The organism is Streptomyces sp. NPDC002793, from assembly GCF_040295485.1.
Classification (GTDB): Bacteria; Actinomycetota; Actinomycetes; order Streptomycetales; family Streptomycetaceae; genus Streptomyces.
On sequence record NZ_JBEOVL010000011.1, the window covers coordinates 121,792 to 139,871 of the forward strand.

Sequence of the window (18,080 nt, forward strand, 5' to 3'; positions counted from 1 at the left end):
CACCCGCCCCCGTTCCCCCCGCCGCAGAGGGGCGTACGGCCGGGAGCCCCGGGCGGACATGAGTACCACGGCGTGTCTGCGACACTGGAAGAACCATGCCTAAGCCCGGAGAACTCACTTTTGTCGCGCCCCGTGGAGCCAAGCGGCCGCCGCGGCACCTCGCCGACCTCACCCCCGACGAGCGCAAGGAAGCAGTCGCCGCGACCGGCGAGAAGCCCTTCCGTGCCAAGCAGCTGTCGCAGCACTACTTCACGCGGTACGCCCACGACCCGGCGGAGTGGACCAACATCCCGGCCGCGTCGCGGGACAAGCTCGCCGAGGCGATGTTCCCCGACCTCATGTCGGTCGTGCGCCACATCAGCTGCGACGACGACACCACCCGCAAGACGCTCTGGAAGCTCCACGACGGCACCCTCGTGGAGTCCGTCCTCATGCGGTATCCGGACCGGGTGACCATGTGCATCTCGTCGCAGGCCGGCTGCGGGATGAACTGCCCGTTCTGCGCCACCGGACAGGCGGGACTCGACCGCAACCTGTCGACCGCCGAGATCGTGCACCAGATCGTGGACGGCATGCGGGCGCTCCGTGACGGCGAGGTCCCGGGCGGGCCCGCGCGGCTGTCCAACATCGTCTTCATGGGCATGGGCGAGCCGCTGGCCAACTACAAGCGCGTGGTCGGCGCGATCCGCCGGCTGACGGACCCGGAGCCCGACGGGCTGGGGCTGTCGCAGCGAGGGATCACCGTGTCCACGGTGGGCCTGGTCCCGGCGATGCTGCGCTTCGCCGACGAGGGCTTCAAATGCCGTCTCGCGGTGTCGCTGCACGCCCCCGACGACGAGCTGCGCGACACCCTCGTGCCCGTCAACACGCGCTGGAAGGTCCGTGAGGTCCTGGACGCCGCGTGGGAGTACGCGGAGAAGTCGGGCCGTCGCATCTCCATCGAGTACGCGCTGATCCGCGACATCAACGACCAGGCGTGGCGGGGCGACCGGCTGGGCCGGCTGCTCAAGGGCAAGCGGGTGCACGTCAATCTCATCCCGCTGAACCCGACCCCGGGCTCGAAGTGGACCGCCTCGCGGCCGGAGGACGAGAAGGCGTTCGTCGAGGCGATCGCCGCCCACGGCGTGCCGGTCACCGTCCGGGACACCCGCGGCCAGGAGATCGACGGGGCCTGCGGGCAGCTGGCGGCCTCCGAGCGCTGAGGAGTTACCGGCGGACGGGCACTATCCGGCCGGTACGGCGTGATCCGGCCGGTGTAGCCTGACCCGGAAATCAACTTCATATTCCGACAGGGGAGCGCCACAGCGCTGAGAGTGCGGCACCGAGAACAGGTCGGCCGCAGACCCTCTGAACCTCGCCCGGGTCATTCCGGGTAGGAAGTTCGGACCTTACTCAAGCTGTTGCGCCCTGCCCGCTCACCGAGCGGGCGGGGCCGCGTCTCTTCCTGGTCACCTCCAGGAGGAATCACATGAACACCACCACGAAGTACGTGGCGACGGCGCTCGCCGCCGCACTCGGCGTCACCGCGCTCGCGGGCTGCGGGGGCTCCGACGACAAGGCGTCCGGTGGCGAGGGGGCCGGTTCCAAGACCGTCACCCTGGTCACGCACGACTCGTTCAACGCCTCGGACGCGGTCCTGAAGGCGTTCACGAAGGAGACCGGCTACACGGTCGAGGTGCTCAAGAGCGGTGACGCCGGAGCAGCGCTCAACCAGGAGATCCTGACCAAGGGTTCGCCCCGCGGCGACGTCTTCTTCGGAGCCGACAACACGCTGCTCTCACGAGCCCTGGACAACGGCCTGTTCACGCCGTACGAGGCGAAGGGCCTGGACCGCGTCGCGGCGGACACCCAGCTCGACGCGGAGCGGCACCGGGTGACCCCCGTCGACACCGGCGACATCTGCGTCAACTACGACAAGAAGTACTTCGCCGACAGGAAGCTCGACCCGCCGACGTCCTTCGACGACCTGCTGAAGCCCGCGTACAAGAACCTCCTCGTCACCGAGAACGCCGCGACCTCCTCGCCCGGCCTCGGCTTCCTCCTCGGCACGGTCGCCACCTACGGCGAGACCGGCTACCAGGACTACTGGAAGAAGCTCAAGAGCAACGGCGTCAAGGTCGTCGACGGCTGGGAGCAGGCCTACAACGAGGAGTTCTCCGGCTCCGCGGGCGGCAGGAAGGCCAAGGCCGACCGCCCGCTCGTCGTCTCGTACGCCTCCAGCCCGCCCGTCGAGGTGCTGTACGCCGATCCGCAGCCCGCCGAGGCGCCGACCGGGGTCGCCACCGGCACCTGCTTCCGCCAGATCGAGTTCGCCGGTCTGCTGGACGGCGCGGAGAACGAGGCCGGCGGCAAGGCGCTGCTGGACTTCCTCATCAGCGAGCGGTTCCAGGAGGACATGCCGCTGAACATGTTCGTGAACCCGGTGGTGGAGGACACGAAGCTTCCGGAACTCTTCACGAAGTTCGGTGCGACCGTCGAGGAGCCGGTGACCGTGGCTCCGGAGAAGATCGCCAAGAACCGTGAGCAGTGGGTCCAGTCGTGGTCCTCGCTCGTCGTGAAGTAGTCGCGCGGCCCCCGCGCGGGGGGAACGCGGCGCGGCTCGGTCTCATGGCCGTGCCCGTCGCGTTCTTCGCGCTGTTCTTCGCCTACCCGGTCGTCGCGATCGTCGGCCGGGGGCTGAGGCCGGAAGGCGACTGGCGGTTCGGCCGGATCGGCGAGGTGCTGAGCCGGGCGGACATCCTCGACGTCCTCTGGTTCACGACCTGGCAGGCCTTCGCCTCGACCGCGCTCACCCTGCTGATCGCGCTGCCGGGCGCCTACGTCTTCGCCCGCTTCGACTTCCCGGGCAAGCAGTTGCTGCGGGCCGTGGTGGCCGTGCCGTTCGTCCTGCCGACCGTGGTCGTGGGCACGGCGTTCCTGGCGCTGCTGGGGCGCGGCGGGTTCCTCGACGAACTGTGGGGCGTCCGGCTCGACAGCACGGTGTGGGCGATCCTCCTCGCTCACGTCTTCTTCAACTACGCGGTGGTCGTACGGACCGTCGGCGGGCTCTGGTCGCAGCTCGACCCCCGTCAGGAGGAAGCCGCCCGGGTGCTCGGGGCGGGGCGCCTCGCCGCCTGGCGGAGGGTGACCCTGCCCGCGCTCGCCCCGGCCGTCGCCGCGGCTGCTCTGATGGTCTTCCTCTTCACCTTCACCTCCTTCGGGGTGGTCCAGATCCTCGGCGGTCCCGCCTACTCCACCCTGGAGGTGGAGATCTACCGGCAGACCGCCCAGCTGCTCGACCTGCCGACGGCCGCCGTGCTGACCCTGGTGCAGTTCGCCGCGGTCGGCGGAATCCTCGCCGTGCACGCCTGGACCGTACGGCGCCGGGAGACGGCCCTGAGGCTCGTCGACCCGGCGCAGACCTCCCGGCCGCCCCGAGGCGCCGGGCAGCGGGCGCTGCTCGGCGGCGTCCTCCTGACCGTGCTGCTCCTCGTCGTGCTGCCGCTCGGCGTGCTCGTGGAGCGGTCCCTCGACACCTCCGGCGGCTACGGGTTCGGCTTCTACCGCGCCTTGCAGTCGGCCGACGCGAGCGGCTCCACCTTCCTGGTCCCGCCGCTCGACGCCATCGGGAACTCCCTGCGCTACGCCCTGGTCGCGACCCTGATCGCCCTGGTGATCGGCGGCCTCGCCGCCGCCGCGCTGACCAGGAGGGCAGGCCGGCTGGTACGGGGCTTCGACGCCCTGCTGATGCTGCCGCTCGGGGTGTCGGCGGTCACCGTCGGCTTCGGCTTCCTCATCACGCTCGACGAGCCACCGCTCGACCTGCGTACGTCCTGGATCCTCGTGCCGCTGGCCCAGGCGCTGGTGGGCGTCCCCTTCGTCGTACGGACCATGCTGCCCGTCCTGCGCGCCGTGGACGAGCGCCTGCGCGAGGCCGCCGCGGTGCTCGGTGCCTCGCCGTTGCGGGCCTGGCGGGAGGTCGACCTCCCGCTGGTGCGGCGGGCGGTGCTGGTGGCCGCGGGGTTCGCCTTCGCGGTGTCGCTCGGCGAGTTCGGCGCGACCGTGTTCATCGCACGCCCCGACAACCCGACCCTGCCGGTCGCCGTCGCCCGGCTGCTCGGGCGTTCCGGGGAGCTCAACTACGGGCAGGCGATGGCCCTCAGCACGATCCTGATGCTCGTCTGCGCGGTGTCGCTGCTCCTGCTCGAACGTATCCGCACCGACCGATCAGGGGAGTTCTAGAGATGCTGGCAGTGGAGTCCGCCACGGTCCGGTTCGGGAAGCGGACCGCGCTGGACGCGGTCGACCTGGAGGTCGCCGACCACGAGATCGTCTGTGTGCTGGGGCCGAGCGGCAGCGGCAAGTCGACGCTGCTGCGGGCCGTGGCCGGGCTGCAGCCCCTGGACGGCGGGCAGGTCTTCCTCGACGGCGTCGACCAGGGGCCGCTGCCCGTACACCGGCGCGGGCTCGGTCTGATGTTCCAGGACCACCAGCTCTTCCCGCACCGGGACGTCGGCGCCAACGTCGCCTTCGGGCTGCGGATGCACGGTGTGTCCCGCGCCGAGCGGGACCGCAGGGCCGGCGAACTCCTGGACCTGGTCGGCCTGCCCGGGGCGGACCGACGTGCCGTGGCCGCCCTGTCCGGCGGCGAACAGCAGCGTGTGGCGCTCGCCCGGGCCCTGGCACCCCGTCCGAAGCTGCTGATGCTGGACGAGCCGCTGGGCCAGCTGGACCGGAGCCTGCGCGAACGGCTCGTGGTCGAACTGCGTACCCTCTTCGGCCGGCTGGGCACCACGGTGCTCGCCGTCACCCACGACCAGGGCGAGGCATTCGCGCTCGCCGACCGGGTGGTGGTCATGCGGGAGGGCCGGATCGCCCAGGTGGGCACCCCGCTGGAGGTCTGGCAGCACCCGGCGTCCGCGTTCGTCGCCCGGTTCCTGGGATTCGACAACCTGGTGGACGCCACGGTCACGGGCACGGCAGCCGACACGGTCTGGGGCAAGGTGCCGGTACCCGAGGGATCAGCCCAGGGCGCGGGCGAACTGCTCGTGCGGCCGGGCGGCGTCCGGATCGGCGGCACGGAGGACGGCCTGCCCTGCACCGTGGGCGTACGCACCTTCCGCGGCCACCACGTCACCGTCACCCTGCATCCCGCCGACGGCCCGGCCCTGGAGGCGGAGTGCGCGCTGGGGGACACCCCGGACGAGGGGGCCGTCGTGGGAGTGACCTTCGACCCGGCGGAGACGGTGGTCCTTCCTCCGGCCTGAGCGTCCAGGAGCCCCGCCCTCCGGTCCGGCGAGGGGGATCAGCCGGTCAGTCGGGCGAGTGCCCCGGCCGCCTCCTCCACCGTGTCGACGAGCGCGATGCGGGACTCCATCGAACGGCCTGCGGCGAGCGCGCTCAGCAGGGGCCAGGCGGGCAGCTTCTCCGTCCAGTGCGCGCGGTTCACCAGCACCATCGGCGTGGGCGCGGAACGCGACTCGTAGTAGTTCGGCGTCGCGTTGTCGAAGATCTCCTGCACCGTCCCGGCGGCACCGGGCAGGAAGATCACACCGGCGGTCGAGCGGGCCAGCAGCCCGTCCTCGCGCACGGCGTTCGCGAAGTACTTGGCGACGTGGTCCGCGAAGGCGTTCGGCGGTTCGTGGCCGTAGAACCAGGTGGGGATCGCGACGGAGGAGCCGCCGTCGGGCCAGCGTTCGCGTACGGAGAAGGCGGCTTCCACCCAGGCGGTGATCGACGGGCTGAACGAGGGTTCCTCCGCCAGGAGTTCACAGGCCTTGACCAGCATCGCGTCGGAGTGCGGAGCCGCGTACGCACCGAGGTTGGCGGCTTCCATGGCACCCGGGCCGCCGCCCGTCGCCACGGTCAGACCGCTGCGGGCCAGCTCCCTCCCGAGCACGGCGGCGCCGTGGTACTCCGCGGAGCCGCGGGCCATCGCGTGGCCGCCCATCACGCCCACCACGCGGGCTCCGACGAGGTGTTCGTCCAAGGCGTCGGAGACCGCGTCGTCGTGGAGCGCCCGCAGCATCGAGGCGAAGACGTCGCCGTTCGCCTTTGTCAGCTGGAACCAGTCGTACGCCCGCGCGTCGGGCGTCGACTCGTAACCGCCCTCCGCGAGGCCCTCGTACAGGGCGTCGGGGGTGTAGAGCAGCCCGCGGTACGGGTCGAAGGGGAGGCCGGGCACCGGCGGGAAGACGAAGGCCCCGTCCGCGCGTACCTTCGCGTCGGCGCGGGGCTCCATGCGGCAGCCGAGGAAGACCGCGCCCTTGGCGCCGGTCGCGAGCAGCGCGTCGCTCCGGTCCGTCAGGTCGACGGCCTGGACGCGGTGACCGGCGAGCGTCCCGGCGGCGACTGCCTGGTCGAATGCGGTGAGCGTCTCTATCTCGACACCCGGTGCGTACGTGTACTCGTCCGTGTTCTCCACGCCGCCATGCTACGTACCGCCCCGGGGGAAGGTGTCACCCCGTCAGGGGCAGTGCCGCCAGCTCCGCGACCGCCCAGGTCAGCGGCGCGAAGACGACCAGCAGCACCAGCGCGCGCAGGGCGGCGGCGGACCGGAGCGCGGAGGCCGGGGCGCCGAGCCGCAGCAGGGTCCTGGCCGTGCGGGCACGGGCCTGCCTGGCCTCCAGCGCGGTGGTCAGCAGGGTCGCCATGGTGCAGCCGATGACGAGTACGGCGCCGAGCGCGGTGAGCGGGCCGAAGGGGCGGGGCCCGTCGGAGCGGAGAACGGATGCGGCGATCACCCCGGACAGCACCGCGCAGACGATTCCCAGCGGGCGGCCGATCCGGCACGCCTCATCCATCAGGACCCTGCCCGCGAGCAGCCGCACGGCCCCCGGGCGCACCGCCTGGAGCAGCCGTCCGCACAGATGGGTGAGGCCGGGGCCCGCCATGGCCAGGCCGATCGCCGTGAGGATCCAGCCCGCGAGCACGGCCGCCGGGGTGGAGTCCAGCCGGCCCGGCAGCGGGAAGGGGCTGCCCGTTGAGCCGCGGCTCGCGTACGCCTCGACGGCGAGTCCGGCCGCGGCGAGCGCGACTCCCCAGGGCAGTCCCGTCGGGGCCGGGGCCGGAGCGAGGTCCTCCTCGGCCTCCTGGGCCTCCGACGGTGCGACCGGCCTGGAGCGCAGCGCGAGCCCGCCGGCGGTGGCCGAGGCCAGCGGTACCAGGGCCAGCAGCGTGAGGGCCGCGGCGAGGGGCAGCGGGGTGCCCGCGCCGAGGAACTCGGCAGCGCCGCCGTCGAACGGCAGGCCGGTCAGGTCGCCGCGCAGGTGGAGGAAGAAGAGCAGCGCCACCACCGATCCCAGCGTGGTGGACACCGCAGTCGAGATCGCCGCCAGCACGGAGAGCCGGGCCGGGCCGAGACCGGCGGCGAAGAGCCCGGGCCGGGGGCGGGTGCTCGGATCCGTACGCGCGACCGCCACCGCGAACTGCACGGTCGCGGCGAGGGGGACGGCGCACCACAGCAGCCGCAGGACGGAGCTCGACGCGTGCGCCGGGTGCCCGGAGGCGTATCCCAGGGTGCACAGGAGCAGGAAGCCGACCCCGGCGGACGCGGCGGCCAGGAGCAGACGCCGCATCAGGACCAAGGGGTGCGAGCCACGGGTCAGACGGAGAGCGAGCACGCCGAGCGGCCTTCCGTATCGGACGCGGCGGGCAGGGAGACGGTCGTGACGCGGCGGCCGTCCAGCATGCCGACCACCCGGTCGGCGAGCGCGGAGACCTCCGGGTCATGGGTGGCGAGGACGACGGTGATCCCGTGGGAGCGCGCCGCGGTGGTGAGGGTGCGCAGGAGCTGTGTCCGCTCGGCGTGGTGCAGCGAAGCGGTCGGCTCGTCCGCGAAGATCACGGAGGGTGAAGAGGCCAGCGCGCGGGCCACGGAGATCCGCTGGCGCTGCGACTGGAGCAGGGTGTGGGGCCGCTCCTTGGCCAGCGGGCCGATGTCCAGCCGCTCCAGCCACTCGGTGGCCGTCTTCTTCGCCGCCCGGTGCGAGACACCGCGCAGCAGCAGCGGCAGGGCGGCGTTCTCCCAGGTGCTGAGCTCGGGCACGAGCTGCGGCTCGGCCGCGATCCAGCCGAACCTGTCCCGGCGGAGCTGTTCGCGGAGCCGGGGGCCCATGGTGTGCACGGGGAGGCTGTTGAACCAGACCTCGCCCTGCTGGGCCACGAGCTGGCCGGAGAGGCAGTGCAGCAGTGTCGTCTTCCCGCAACCGCGGGGACCGGTCACGGCGAGGATCTCGCCGTCGCGGACACCGAGCGAGACGCCGCTGAGCCCCGGCGATCCGTTGTGGGAGTGGTGCAGGGAACGTGCCCAGATCACTTCGTTGTCGGGCGGGGCCACCATGGCGTACACCTCGGTTCGGATCAGATTTCCCGTCCCCGCGGGGGGAACGAATACAACGAGAACAGAGCTGATCGGTCACCCGGCACGCTAGGCAGCCGGAACGAGGTGTCGGGACAGTACGCGGCCCGGATGCCCCCTTCTCACTCGAAAGGGCGCATCCGGGCCGTGTGGTCCGGGGGGAGACGACTGCCGGAAGGAGTCCTGTCGGCGGCAGTCGGCGGAGCCGGTCAGAGCTTCGTCCAGGCCTCCGTCAGGACACCGCGCAGGATGCCCTCGATCTCGTCGAAGGTCGACTGGTCGGAGATCAGCGGCGGCGCGAGCTGGACGACCGGGTCTCCGCGGTCGTCGGCCCGGCAGTAGAGGCCGTTCTCGAACAGTGCCTTGGAGAGGAAGCCGTACAGGACGCGCTCCGTCTCCTCGTCGGTGAACGTCTCCTTGGTGGCCTTGTCCTTCACCAGCTCGATGCCGTAGAAGAAGCCGTTCCCGCGGACGTCGCCGACGATCGGCAGGTCGTGCAGCTTCTGCAGCGTCGTCAGGAACGCGTTCTCGTTGTCCAGGACGTGCTGGTTCAGGCCCTCGCGCTCGAAGATGTCGAGGTTGGCGAGACCGACCGCGGCGGAGACCGGGTGGCCGCCGAAGGTGTAGCCGTGCAGGAAGGTGTTGTCACCCTCGTAGAACGGCTCGGCCAGCCGGTCGGAGATGATGCAGGCGCCGATGGGGGAGTAGCCCGAGGTCATGCCCTTGGCGCAGGTGATCATGTCCGGGACGTAGCCGAACTTGTCGCAGGCGAACATCGTGCCGAGGCGGCCGAAGGCGCAGATGACCTCGTCGGAGACGAGCAGCACGTCGTACTTGTCGCAGATCTCGCGCACGCGCTGGAAGTAGCCCGGCGGGGGCGGGAAGCAGCCGCCGGCGTTCTGTACGGGCTCCAGGAAGACCGCAGCGACGGTGTCCGGGCCCTCGAACAGGATCTCCTGCTCGATCTGGTCGGCGGCCCAGCGGCCGAAGGCCTCCGGGTCGTCACCGAAGAGCGGGGCGCGGTAGATGTTGGTGTTCGGCACCTTGTGCGCGCCGGGCACCAGCGGTTCGAACGGAGCCTTGAGCGCCGGCAGACCGGTGATCGAGAGGGCGCCCTGCGGGGTGCCGTGATAGGCGACCGCACGCGAGATGACCTTGTACTTGGTCGGCTTGCCCTTGAGCTTGAAGTACTGCTTGGCCAGCTTCCAGGCCGTCTCCACGGCCTCGCCGCCACCCGTGGTGAAGAAGACCTTGTTGAGGTCGCCCGGGGCGTAGTCCGCGAGCCGCTCGGCGAGCTCCACGGCCTTCGGGTGGGCGTACGACCAGACCGGGAAGAAGGCCAGCTCCTGCGCCTGCTTGTACGCCGTCTCGGCGAGCTCGTGACGGCCGTGCCCGGCGTTGACCACGAACAGGCCGGAGAGGCCGTCGAGGTAACGCTTGCCCTTGTCGTCGTAGATGTACGTGCCCTCGCCACGCACGATGGTGGGAACGGGCGCGTTCTCGTAGTCCGACATGCGGGTGAAGTGCATCCACAGGTGGTCGTACGCGGTTCGGCTGAGGTCCTTGCTCACGGCTATCGGGTTCCCCACATGTAGGTCTGCTTCTTGAGCTTGAGGTAGACGAAGCTCTCGGTGGAGCGCACACCGGGAATGGCCCGGATGCGTTTGTTGATCGTCTCCAGCAGGTGGTCGTCGTCCTCGCAGACGATCTCCACCATGAGGTCGAAGGAGCCCGCGGTCATCACCACGTACTCGCACTCGGCCATGGCCGACAGGGCCTCGGCCACGGGATCGAGGTCGCCCTCGACGTTGATCCCGACCATCGCCTGGCGCCGCAGCCCCACGGTGAGCGGGTCCGTGACGGCGACGATCTGCATCACGCCCTGGTCGAGCAGCTTCTGGACGCGCTGGCGCACGGCCGCTTCGGACAGGCCGACGGCCTTGCCGATCGCGGCGTACGGCCTGCGCCCGTCCTCCTGGAGCTGCTCGATGATTGCGAGGGAGACGGCATCGACCGCTGGTGACGATCCGTTCCCGGTCCTGGAGTCTGCGCTGCGACTGGCCACGCCTCCACTCTGCACCGAGCCTCGTCTGTCTGGCAAGCCCAGACCGATGAAATTCGTTGTTTGCGTACTCAGATCTCACTGAATCCGAAGTTCGCGGCGGGTGGGTATGTCGAAAGCGTCACCCGACGGTCTAGTGTTGGGGTCTCACCCATCGGACAGCTGACAGGAGGGGTGGTTGTGACCACCGAGGTGCGCCGTCTGCGCAACTACATCAACGGAGAGTTCCGGGACGCCGCGGACGGGCGGACCATCGATGTGGTCAACCCGGTGACGGAAGAGGTCTACGCGACCTCGCCGCTGTCCGGACAGGCCGACGTCGATGCCGCCATGGCCGCCGCGGCGGCAGCGTTCCCCGCCTGGCGCGACGTGACGCCCGCCGAGCGCCAGAAGGCACTGCTGAAGATCGCGGACGCCTTCGAGGAGCGGGCCGAGGACCTCATCGCGGCCGAGTCGGAGAACACCGGCAAGCCGCTGGGGCTCACCCGCACCGAGGAGATCCCGCCCGCGGTGGACCAGATCCGCTTCTTCGCGGGCGCCGCCCGGCTGCTCGAAGGCCGTTCGGCCGGCGAGTACATGGAGGGCCTGACCTCCATCGTCCGCCGCGAGCCCGTGGGCGTCTGCGCCCAGGTCGCCCCGTGGAACTACCCGCTGATGATGGCCGTGTGGAAGTTCGCCCCGGCGCTCGCCGCGGGCAACACCGTCGTGATCAAGCCGTCCGACACCACTCCGGCGTCGACGGTGCTGATCGCCGAGATCATCGGGCAGATCCTGCCCAAGGGCGTCTTCAACGTCCTCTGCGGCGACCGTGAGACCGGCCGTGCGATGGTCGAGCATCCGACGCCCGCGATGGCCTCCATCACCGGTTCGGTACGGGCCGGCATGCAGGTCGCGGAGTCCGCCGCCAAGGACGTCAAGCGGGTCCACCTGGAGCTCGGCGGGAAGGCACCCGTCGTCGTGTTCGAGGACACCGACCTCCCCAAGGCCGTCGCCGGCATCGCCGAGGCCGGATACTTCAACGCCGGCCAGGACTGCACGGCCGCGACCCGCGTCATGGTCCACGAGTCCATCCACGACGAGTTCGTCACCGCGCTCGCCAAGGCGGCGGCCGACACGAAGACCGGCCTGCCGGACGACGAGGACGTGCTGTACGGCCCGCTCAACAACGCCAACCAGCTGGCACAGGTCAGCGGGTTCATCGAGCGGCTCCCCGCGCACGCCAAGGTGGAGGCGGGTGGTCACCGGGTCGGCGACAAGGGCTACTTCTACGCCCCGACCGTCGTCTCCGGCCTCCGGCAGGACGACGAGATCGTCCAGCACGAGGTCTTCGGCCCCGTCATCACCGTCCAGTCCTTCACGGACGAGGCCCAGGCCGTCGAGTACGCCAACGGTGTCGAGTACGCCCTGGCCTCCTCGGTGTGGACCAAGGACCACTCCCGCGCCATGCGGATGTCCAAGAAGCTCGACTTCGGCTGTGTGTGGATCAACACCCACATCCCGCTCGTCGCCGAGATGCCGCACGGCGGGTTCAAGAAGTCCGGCTACGGCAAGGACCTCTCCGCGTACGGCTTCGAGGACTACACCCGCATCAAGCACGTGATGACCTCGCTCGACGACTGACTGAGCGAACGCGCGCGCGTGAACGGCCCCGGGCTCCCGCCCGGGGCCGTTAAGGCGTGGGCCGTCCCCGTCCCAGTCCCAGCAACCGTCCCCTTCGTCGAGGCGCGCAGCCGAAGATGTCGTGCGTCCGCCGGTGGATCGCATTCGTGCGGGCGCGCACGTCGCGGTCGCGAGCCGGGCCCGTGGCTTCCGGACCAGGAGGCCGAACCACAGGCGCCCCCCAGTTTTTGAACGCGTTCATGGCGGGCGTACGCTGCGGCCATGAGCGAGCGAGCCCTCTTGCGGCGCATACGCGTGTGGTTGGTCGTCTTCATCGTCTGTCTGGTGCTGAGCGGGCTCACCGCCTTCCCGCTGGTCACCGAACTCCGCTGGGCCGAGGACCTGTTGAGGTCCGACGCCTCTCCCTTCCCCGAGCACCTCCCGGCCCTGACGGACTGGATCACCCGGGTCCGGACCGGCCTCGACGAGGCCGACGCGAACTACCCCTTCGTCCTGTACGGCACCGACTGGCTGGCCTTCGCCCACCTCGTCATCGCGGTCGCCTTCTACGGCCCCTACCGTGACCCGGTCCGCAACATCTGGGTGATCGAGTTCGGCATGATCGCCTGCGCCGGGATCATCCCCCTCGCGCTGATCTGCGGGCCGATCCGGGACATCCCCTTCTGGTGGTCGGTCATCGACATGTCCTTCGGTGTCTTCGGGATCATCCCGCTGCTCGTGGTCCGCCGCATGATCAAGCGCCTGGAGGCGGCAACAGCGACGGCGTGACGCTCACCCGGCCGACGGGGCCCCGAAGGCCGCCACCACGATGTCCATCGCCGTGGCGTTCATGTCCTCTCCCTTCGCGTCGGTCGAATTGACGCTGTACACCAACGTCCTGGACAGGTCGCGGGTGGCCGCCACCGCCGTGTTGTAACCCCAGCGGCCGCCCGTCTTGCCCCACACCTCACGCCCGCCCAGGGTCAGCACACTCAGCCCCGCGCTGTACTGGGCGGGCTCACCCGTCGGATACGTACGCACCGAGGCGTCGGGTAGCGTGAACATCTCCTCCAGCAGCGGTCCGCGCACGATCTTCCCGGCGAACAGCGCCCGGGTGAAGCGCTCCAGGTCGTCCGTGGTCGAGACGATGTCGCCGGCGGCCCAGCTGTCGGTCACGCCCCACACCGTCACATCCCGCAACTCCACCCCACCGCCCGGGGTGTCGAAGAGCTGATAACCGTGGTTGTGCGGTCCCCGGATTCCCGGATCGGTACCGGGGAACGACGTGGAGCGCAGGCCCAGTGGGCGCAGGATGCGCTCGCTCACCTGGCCGGCGTACGAGTCGCCGGTCACCTTCTCTATCAGCAGCCCCAGCAGCGTGTAGTTGATGTTGAGGTAGTGCTGGCTGTGACCGGGGGTGAACTCCGGGTCCATGGCCAGGGCCGTGGCGGCCATCGCGCGCGGTGAGTGCAGGTCGAAACGGCGGGCGTACCGCTCCTCCAAGGTGTCGCCGGGCAGTCGCGCGGCCGGTATCCCGCTGGTGTGATCGAGCAGCTGCCGGACGGTGACCGTCCCGTACGCCGCAGGGATCAGATCCGGGAGGTAGTGCCTGGCGGTCCGGTCGAGGTCCAGCTTCCGCTCGCCGGCCAGCTGCAGAGCCGTGGCGGCGGTGAAGACCTTGGTGACCGAGCCGGCCCGGAAGCGTCCTGCCGGATCAGCGGGGCGGTTCGAGACCAGGTCGTGCACGCCTGAGCTGCCGTGCCATCCGCCGTCTGTGCCGCCGACCCGTACGAGCGCGGCCGTGGCGTCGTCGGCGGCGGGCAGCCCGGCGATCGCCGCTTCCAGTGCTGCGGCATCGGCCTCGGGAACGGCGTGTGTGTGCCCCTGCGCCGTCGCGGCGGTGACGTGTGCGAGGGCGTTCGGAGCGGCGGGGCCCGCCGAGACACCGAGGACCAGTGCCGCTGCGAGGAGTGTGCGGGTGCGTGCGTTCATCAGGGCCTCCGGGAGGCGGGTGAAGTCCGTAACTGCTCGATGGCTCCATCCTGTTGATCCGGAGGCTCCTGCGGATCACCCGAGCGAGGGGTCGTGCGGGGGAGTTCTCCTCCCCTGCACGGGGGAGGACGCGGTGGTGCCTCCCTCGGGCGAGGGAGTGACGAGCCCCGTTTCGTACGCGCGGATGACCGCCTGGATGCGGTCCCGCAGGCCCAGCTCGGACAGGACGTTGCCCACATGGGTCTTCACCGTGTGCTCGCTGAGCACGAGCGCCGCCGCGATCTCCGCGTTGGAGAGCCCCCGGGCCAGGTGCAGCAGGGTCTCCCGCTCCCGGGTGGTGAGCACGTCCAGTCCGGCCGCCTCCACCACGGAACGGGACGCGGCGGGACGCGGGGTGTACTCGGCGATGAGCCGACGGGCCACCAGCGGGAGCACGGTCAGCGTCGTCAGCCCGTACGCCGCCCAGGTGGCCGGCGGCAGTTCGGCCGAGCGGGGCACCACGAACGGCATGGTCATCGCGGCCTGCACCAGCAGCGCGATGCCGATGTCGGTGGCCCACACCCCACGCGGGAACCATCGCGCGCCCGGTCTTCGTGCGAGGGGACTCCGCATCAGGGTTTCCGGCCCACCGCACCGAACTGGGCGACCTCCGGAGTCCGCCCCGAGGAACCCGCCCGCCAGCGGGAACACGACACGATGCCCGGTTCCAGGATGTCCAGGCCGTCGAGGAACGAGGCGAACTCGAACCGACCGCGGGCGGTGATCGGCGGGGTGGCGTTCTCGTTCCAGAAGCGCATCGCGGCCTCGTTGCCCTCGCCGCCCAGTTCCAGCGTGGGATGGGTGAGCACCAGATGGCTGCCGGACGGCAGGGCGTCCATCAGCGTCGTCACGATGCCCCGTGCCTCGTCGGTGTCCAGGACGAAGTTGAGTATGCCCAGCATCATCACCGCGACCGGGCGCCCGAGGTCCAGGGTCCGTCCCGCCGCACGCAGGATCCGCTCCGGGTCCCTGGCGTCCGCCTCGATGTACTCGGTGGCGCCCTCGGGCGAGCTGGTGAGCAGGGAGCGCGCGTGCGCCAGCACGATCGGGTCGTTGTCGACGTAGACGACACGTGCGTCGGGCGCGGTGTGCTGGGCGACCTCGTGGGTGTTGTCCGCGGTCGGAAGGCCGGTCCCGATGTCCAGGAACTGGCCGATACCCGCGTCACCGGCCAGATGGCGCACCGCCCGTCCCAGGAACGCCCGGTCGGCACGGGCCACTTCGCCGATGCTCGGATACAGGCCGGTGACCCGGTCACCCACCACGCGGTCGACGGGGTAGTGGTCGCGGCCGCCCAGCCAGTGGTTCCACACCCGGGCGTTGTGGGCGATGTCGGCGCGGACTCTGGAGGGTGCGGTACGGGGGCGGCCGGGCTCGGGCACGTCTGCTCCTGGGATCACGGACGGTACGGACAGCCCATGATGCCGGACCGATCAAGAGGTGCTAAGGGAACGGGAGTTGGCCAACTGGGACCGGAGCGTGTCGATCCGGTTGCTGGTGATCGAGTCGACGCCGTACGCGAGCAGCCGGCGCATCGTGCGACGGGTGTCCACCGTCCAGGCGGAGACCAGCAGCCCGTCGGAGTGGACCCGGTCGGCCACCTCACGGCTCAGCAGCCCGAAACGGTAGTTCAGCCAGCGCGGTCGCACCGCGTCGAGCAGTACGGGGCGGGGCGGGGCGAGTGTCGTCCAGGTCAGCGCGATCTCGGCCGACGGATCGGCCGCGCGCACCTTCAGCATCGCGTGCGTGTCCGCGCAGTAGTACACCCGCTCCCGCGCCCCGCACTCCCGCACCACACCGACGATCTCCCGTACGGACGCGTCGGTCGCGCCGGGCAGGTCGACCATGATCCGGCGGTCTCCGGCGGCGGACAGCGCCTCACGCAGGGTCGGCACCCCGCCGCCGGTCGACTCCGTCAACTCCCGCTCGCCCAGCCGGTCGAGGCGGATGTCGTGGCCCCACAGGCGTTCCAGCGTGGAGTCGTGGAGCAGGACGGGCACTCTGTCCCGGGTGACGCGGACATCGATCTCGACCGCGTCCGCCCCCTGCTCCACGGCGGACCGGATCGAGGGGAGCGTGTTCTCGCGGGCACGGTAAGGATCGCCGCGGTGGGCCACGGCGGTGACGGTGGTGGTCATGAGGCCATTGTGACCGTCGGGGTCACCGGCCGGGAGCCCCCAGCCAGTTCGTCGTGTACGTGTCGATCTCGGCGGCCAGCGCCCGCTTGCCGGCCGGGTCCAGGAACGAGGCCTCCACGGCGTTCTTCGCCAGATCGGCCAGTCCGCGCTCGTCCAGGCCGAGCAGCCGGGCCGCCACCCCGTACTCGTTGTTGAGGTCCGTGCCGAACATGGGCGGGTCGTCGCTGTTGACCGTGACGAGTACGCCCGCCTCCACCATCTCCCTCAGCGGATGCCGGTCGAGGTCCGCGACCGCCCCGGTGGCGATGTTCGACGTGGGGCAGACCTCCAGGGCGATGCGGTGCTCGGCGAGGTGGGCCAGCAGCTTCGGGTCCTGGGTGGAGCTCGTGCCGTGGCCGATGCGCTCCGCGCGCAGCGCGGTCAGCGCGTCCCAGACGGTCTGCGGCCCCGTGGTCTCCCCGGCGTGCGGGACGGAGTGCAGCCCCGCGGCGATCGCGCGGTCGAAGTACGGCTTGAACTGCGGACGGTCCACGCCGATCTCGGGCCCGCCGAGACCGAAGGAGACGAGGCCCTCGGGCCGCAGGTCGACCGCGAGCCGCGTGGTCTCCTCGGCGGATTCGAGTCCGGCCTCGCCCGGGATGTCGAAGCACCAGCGCAGGACGACACCCAGCTCGGCCTCGGCGGCCTTCCGGGCGTCCTCGATGGCCTCCATGAAGCCCTGCTCCGGGATCCCCCGGCGGGTGGAACTGAAGGGCGTGACGGTCAGCTCCGCGTACCGGATGTTCTGCCGCGCCATGTCCCGGGCGATCTCGAAGGTCAGCAGCCGGACGTCCTCGGGGGTGCGGATCAGATCCACGACCGACAGATAGATGTCGATGAAGTGCCCGAAGTCGGTGAAGGTGAAGAAGTCCGCCAGCGCCTCCGGGTCCGTGGGGACCTTGGAGTCGGGGTGGTGGGCGGCCAGTTCGGCCACGATGCGGGGCGAGGCCGACCCCACGTGATGGACATGGAGCTCGGCCTTGGGCAGCCCCGCGATGAAGGGGTGCAGATCGTTCATCGGATACTCCCGGATCGATGTTCTCGGCCGGATGCCCCGGCTGCACCGATCATCGTAGGCGGGGCCCTGAGGCCGGGGGCCGGGCCGTAGCATGGCGGGACCACGATGGGGGAGGCCCATGTCAGACAACACACAGCAGCCCGGGGGCGAGGGCGCGCCGCGCAATCCGTGGGCTCCGCCGGACAACAGGGTCGAGCTCGGCAAGCAGCCCGCGGACGCGGTCCCGCCCGCTGTGCACAACCAGCCCACGGTCACCTCGATGCCGGGTGCCGACTCGGGCACCGGGCCCATACCCGGGCCTGCGGGGTCGTTCGGTCCGCAGCAGTCCCCGCAGCAGCCCCCGGTGCCGTCGCCGCCGGTCGGGCCGAACGGGCCTGGGGAGCCCGGCCCTTACGGCTACCCCGCCGCGCCCTCGGCGGCGTACGGCTACCCGGCCGCTCCCGCCGCCCCTTCGGCCTCGTACGGCTACCCGGGCTACCCCGGTTACGGCGGCGGCCAGCAGCCCTGGGGCCCCGCCCCCGCGAACGGGCTGGGTACCGCGGCGATGGTCCTCGGCATCATCGCGGTGGCGGGCTTCTGCATGTGGGGGCTCGGCGTCATCCTGGGCATCCTCGCCCTGATCTTCGGCATCATCGGCCGGGGCCGCGCCAAGCGCGGTGAGGCGACCAACGGGGGCATGGCACTCGCCGGGATCATCCTCGGGTCGATCTCGATCTTCATCAGCGCGGTCTTCCTGGGATTCCTGATCTGGGCCGTCGCCAACGACGAGTCGGGCAGTGGCTCCGAGTACGACTACGTAGACCCCTACGCCACGTCGCTGGTCGTCGGAGCCACGCGCTGACGGACGGTGAACGG

16 protein-coding genes and 1 pseudogene are annotated in these 18,080 nt (G+C 70.8%); 7 read left to right on the forward strand and 10 right to left on the reverse strand.

Annotation, left to right across the window (positions count from 1 at the left end):
• The first annotated feature begins 95 nt into the window (after positions 1–95).
• The 4 genes from rlmN to ABT001_RS13500 all read left to right on the forward strand — a co-directional run bounded on the left by rlmN (position 96) and on the right by ABT001_RS13500 (position 5,246).
• Positions 96–1,202, forward strand: coding sequence for a dual-specificity RNA methyltransferase RlmN (gene rlmN / locus ABT001_RS13485; RefSeq protein WP_351276221.1), 1,107 nt, complete (start codon positions 96–98; stop codon positions 1,200–1,202).
• 266 nt (positions 1,203–1,468) lie between these two features.
• Positions 1,469–2,563 (forward strand): thiamine ABC transporter substrate-binding protein, encoded by a 1,095-nt coding sequence (locus tag ABT001_RS13490; RefSeq protein ID WP_351276223.1) that lies wholly within the window; start codon positions 1,469–1,471, stop codon positions 2,561–2,563.
• A 44-nt stretch (positions 2,564–2,607) separates the two neighbouring features.
• Positions 2,608–4,221, forward strand: coding sequence for an ABC transporter permease (locus ABT001_RS13495; RefSeq protein WP_351276225.1), 1,614 nt, complete (start codon positions 2,608–2,610; stop codon positions 4,219–4,221).
• A 2-nt stretch (positions 4,222–4,223) separates the two neighbouring features.
• Positions 4,224–5,246: an ABC transporter ATP-binding protein gene (locus tag ABT001_RS13500; RefSeq protein WP_351276227.1), complete on the forward strand. Its 1,023-nt coding sequence runs from the start codon at positions 4,224–4,226 to the stop codon at positions 5,244–5,246.
• Between the two features lie 38 nt (positions 5,247–5,284).
• On the opposite strand, the gene ABT001_RS13505 is transcribed toward ABT001_RS13500, so the two are convergent.
• The 5 genes from ABT001_RS13505 to ABT001_RS13525 form a co-directional block, all read right to left on the reverse strand.
• On the reverse strand, positions 5,285–6,403 hold the full coding sequence (locus tag ABT001_RS13505; protein WP_351276229.1) for an LOG family protein: 1,119 nt from the start codon (positions 6,401–6,403) through the stop codon (positions 5,285–5,287).
• Positions 6,404–6,437: 34 nt separating this feature from the next.
• A complete protein-coding gene (locus tag ABT001_RS13510; protein ID WP_351276231.1) occupies positions 6,438–7,601 on the reverse strand; it encodes a hypothetical protein in 1,164 nt (387 codons plus the stop codon).
• Positions 7,583–8,320, reverse strand: coding sequence for an ABC transporter ATP-binding protein (locus ABT001_RS13515; protein ID WP_351276233.1), 738 nt, complete (start codon positions 8,318–8,320; stop codon positions 7,583–7,585). Before ABT001_RS13515 ends, ABT001_RS13510 begins: the two co-directional genes overlap by 19 nt.
• A 227-nt stretch (positions 8,321–8,547) precedes the next feature.
• Positions 8,548–9,927: an aspartate aminotransferase family protein gene (locus tag ABT001_RS13520; RefSeq protein WP_351276235.1), complete on the reverse strand. Its 1,380-nt coding sequence runs from the start codon at positions 9,925–9,927 to the stop codon at positions 8,548–8,550.
• The gene (locus ABT001_RS13525) at positions 9,912–10,403 is read right to left on the reverse strand and encodes an Lrp/AsnC family transcriptional regulator (RefSeq protein WP_187281839.1); all 492 of its coding nucleotides are present in this window, start codon (positions 10,401–10,403) and stop codon (positions 9,912–9,914) included. Before ABT001_RS13525 ends, ABT001_RS13520 begins: the two co-directional genes overlap by 16 nt.
• A gap of 177 nt (positions 10,404–10,580) precedes the next feature.
• On the opposite strand from ABT001_RS13525, the gene ABT001_RS13530 reads away from it, so the two are divergent.
• Positions 10,581–12,020, forward strand: coding sequence for a gamma-aminobutyraldehyde dehydrogenase (locus ABT001_RS13530; protein WP_351276237.1), 1,440 nt, complete (start codon positions 10,581–10,583; stop codon positions 12,018–12,020).
• 261 nt (positions 12,021–12,281) lie between these two features.
• Positions 12,282–12,788, forward strand: a complete 507-nt coding sequence (locus tag ABT001_RS13535) for a hypothetical protein (RefSeq protein ID WP_351276239.1) — start codon at positions 12,282–12,284, stop codon at positions 12,786–12,788.
• 3 nt (positions 12,789–12,791) lie between these two features.
• On the opposite strand, the gene ABT001_RS13540 is transcribed toward ABT001_RS13535, so the two are convergent.
• From ABT001_RS13540 to ABT001_RS13560, 5 genes and pseudogenes are all read right to left on the reverse strand, one after another.
• The gene (locus tag ABT001_RS13540) at positions 12,792–13,991 is read right to left on the reverse strand and encodes a serine hydrolase domain-containing protein (protein ID WP_351276241.1); all 1,200 of its coding nucleotides are present in this window, start codon (positions 13,989–13,991) and stop codon (positions 12,792–12,794) included.
• Positions 13,992–14,066: 75 nt separating this feature from the next.
• Positions 14,067–14,420 (reverse strand): annotated as a pseudogene (locus ABT001_RS13545) (response regulator transcription factor); the annotation flags it as partial.
• 182 nt (positions 14,421–14,602) lie between these two features.
• Positions 14,603–15,412 carry an SAM-dependent methyltransferase gene (locus tag ABT001_RS13550; protein ID WP_351276243.1) on the reverse strand — a complete coding sequence of 270 codons (810 nt, stop codon included), beginning with the start codon at positions 15,410–15,412 and terminating at the stop codon, positions 14,603–14,605.
• Positions 15,413–15,463: 51 nt separating this feature from the next.
• Positions 15,464–16,168: a glycerophosphodiester phosphodiesterase gene (locus tag ABT001_RS13555; RefSeq protein ID WP_351276245.1), complete on the reverse strand. Its 705-nt coding sequence runs from the start codon at positions 16,166–16,168 to the stop codon at positions 15,464–15,466.
• A 22-nt stretch (positions 16,169–16,190) separates the two neighbouring features.
• On the reverse strand, positions 16,191–17,225 hold the full coding sequence (locus ABT001_RS13560; protein WP_351276247.1) for an adenosine deaminase: 1,035 nt from the start codon (positions 17,223–17,225) through the stop codon (positions 16,191–16,193).
• Positions 17,226–17,343: 118 nt separating this feature from the next.
• Between ABT001_RS13560 and ABT001_RS13565 the strand changes: the two genes are divergently transcribed.
• On the forward strand, positions 17,344–18,066 hold the full coding sequence (locus ABT001_RS13565; protein ID WP_351276249.1) for a DUF4190 domain-containing protein: 723 nt from the start codon (positions 17,344–17,346) through the stop codon (positions 18,064–18,066).
• Positions 18,067–18,080 lie beyond the last annotated feature (14 nt).

Excerpts from the sequence above, each read along its gene's own strand:
- ABT001_RS13560 (WP_351276247.1), bottom strand. The coding sequence starts at position 17,225 with ATGAACGATCTGCACCCCTTCATCGCGGGGCTGCCCAAGGCCGAGCTC.
- ABT001_RS13540 (WP_351276241.1), bottom strand. The coding sequence starts at position 13,991 with ATGAACGCACGCACCCGCACACTCCTCGCAGCGGCACTGGTCCTCGGT.
- ABT001_RS13535 (WP_351276239.1), top strand. The coding sequence starts at position 12,282 with ATGAGCGAGCGAGCCCTCTTGCGGCGCATACGCGTGTGGTTGGTCGTC.
- ABT001_RS13565 (WP_351276249.1), top strand. The coding sequence starts at position 17,344 with ATGTCAGACAACACACAGCAGCCCGGGGGCGAGGGCGCGCCGCGCAAT.
- ABT001_RS13495 (WP_351276225.1), top strand. The coding sequence starts at position 2,608 with ATGGCCGTGCCCGTCGCGTTCTTCGCGCTGTTCTTCGCCTACCCGGTC.
- ABT001_RS13490 (WP_351276223.1), top strand. The coding sequence starts at position 1,469 with ATGAACACCACCACGAAGTACGTGGCGACGGCGCTCGCCGCCGCACTC.
- ABT001_RS13500 (WP_351276227.1), top strand. The coding sequence starts at position 4,224 with ATGCTGGCAGTGGAGTCCGCCACGGTCCGGTTCGGGAAGCGGACCGCG.
- ABT001_RS13555 (WP_351276245.1), bottom strand. The coding sequence starts at position 16,168 with ATGACCACCACCGTCACCGCCGTGGCCCACCGCGGCGATCCTTACCGT.
- rlmN (WP_351276221.1), top strand. The coding sequence starts at position 96 with ATGCCTAAGCCCGGAGAACTCACTTTTGTCGCGCCCCGTGGAGCCAAG.
- ABT001_RS13515 (WP_351276233.1), bottom strand. The coding sequence starts at position 8,320 with ATGGTGGCCCCGCCCGACAACGAAGTGATCTGGGCACGTTCCCTGCAC.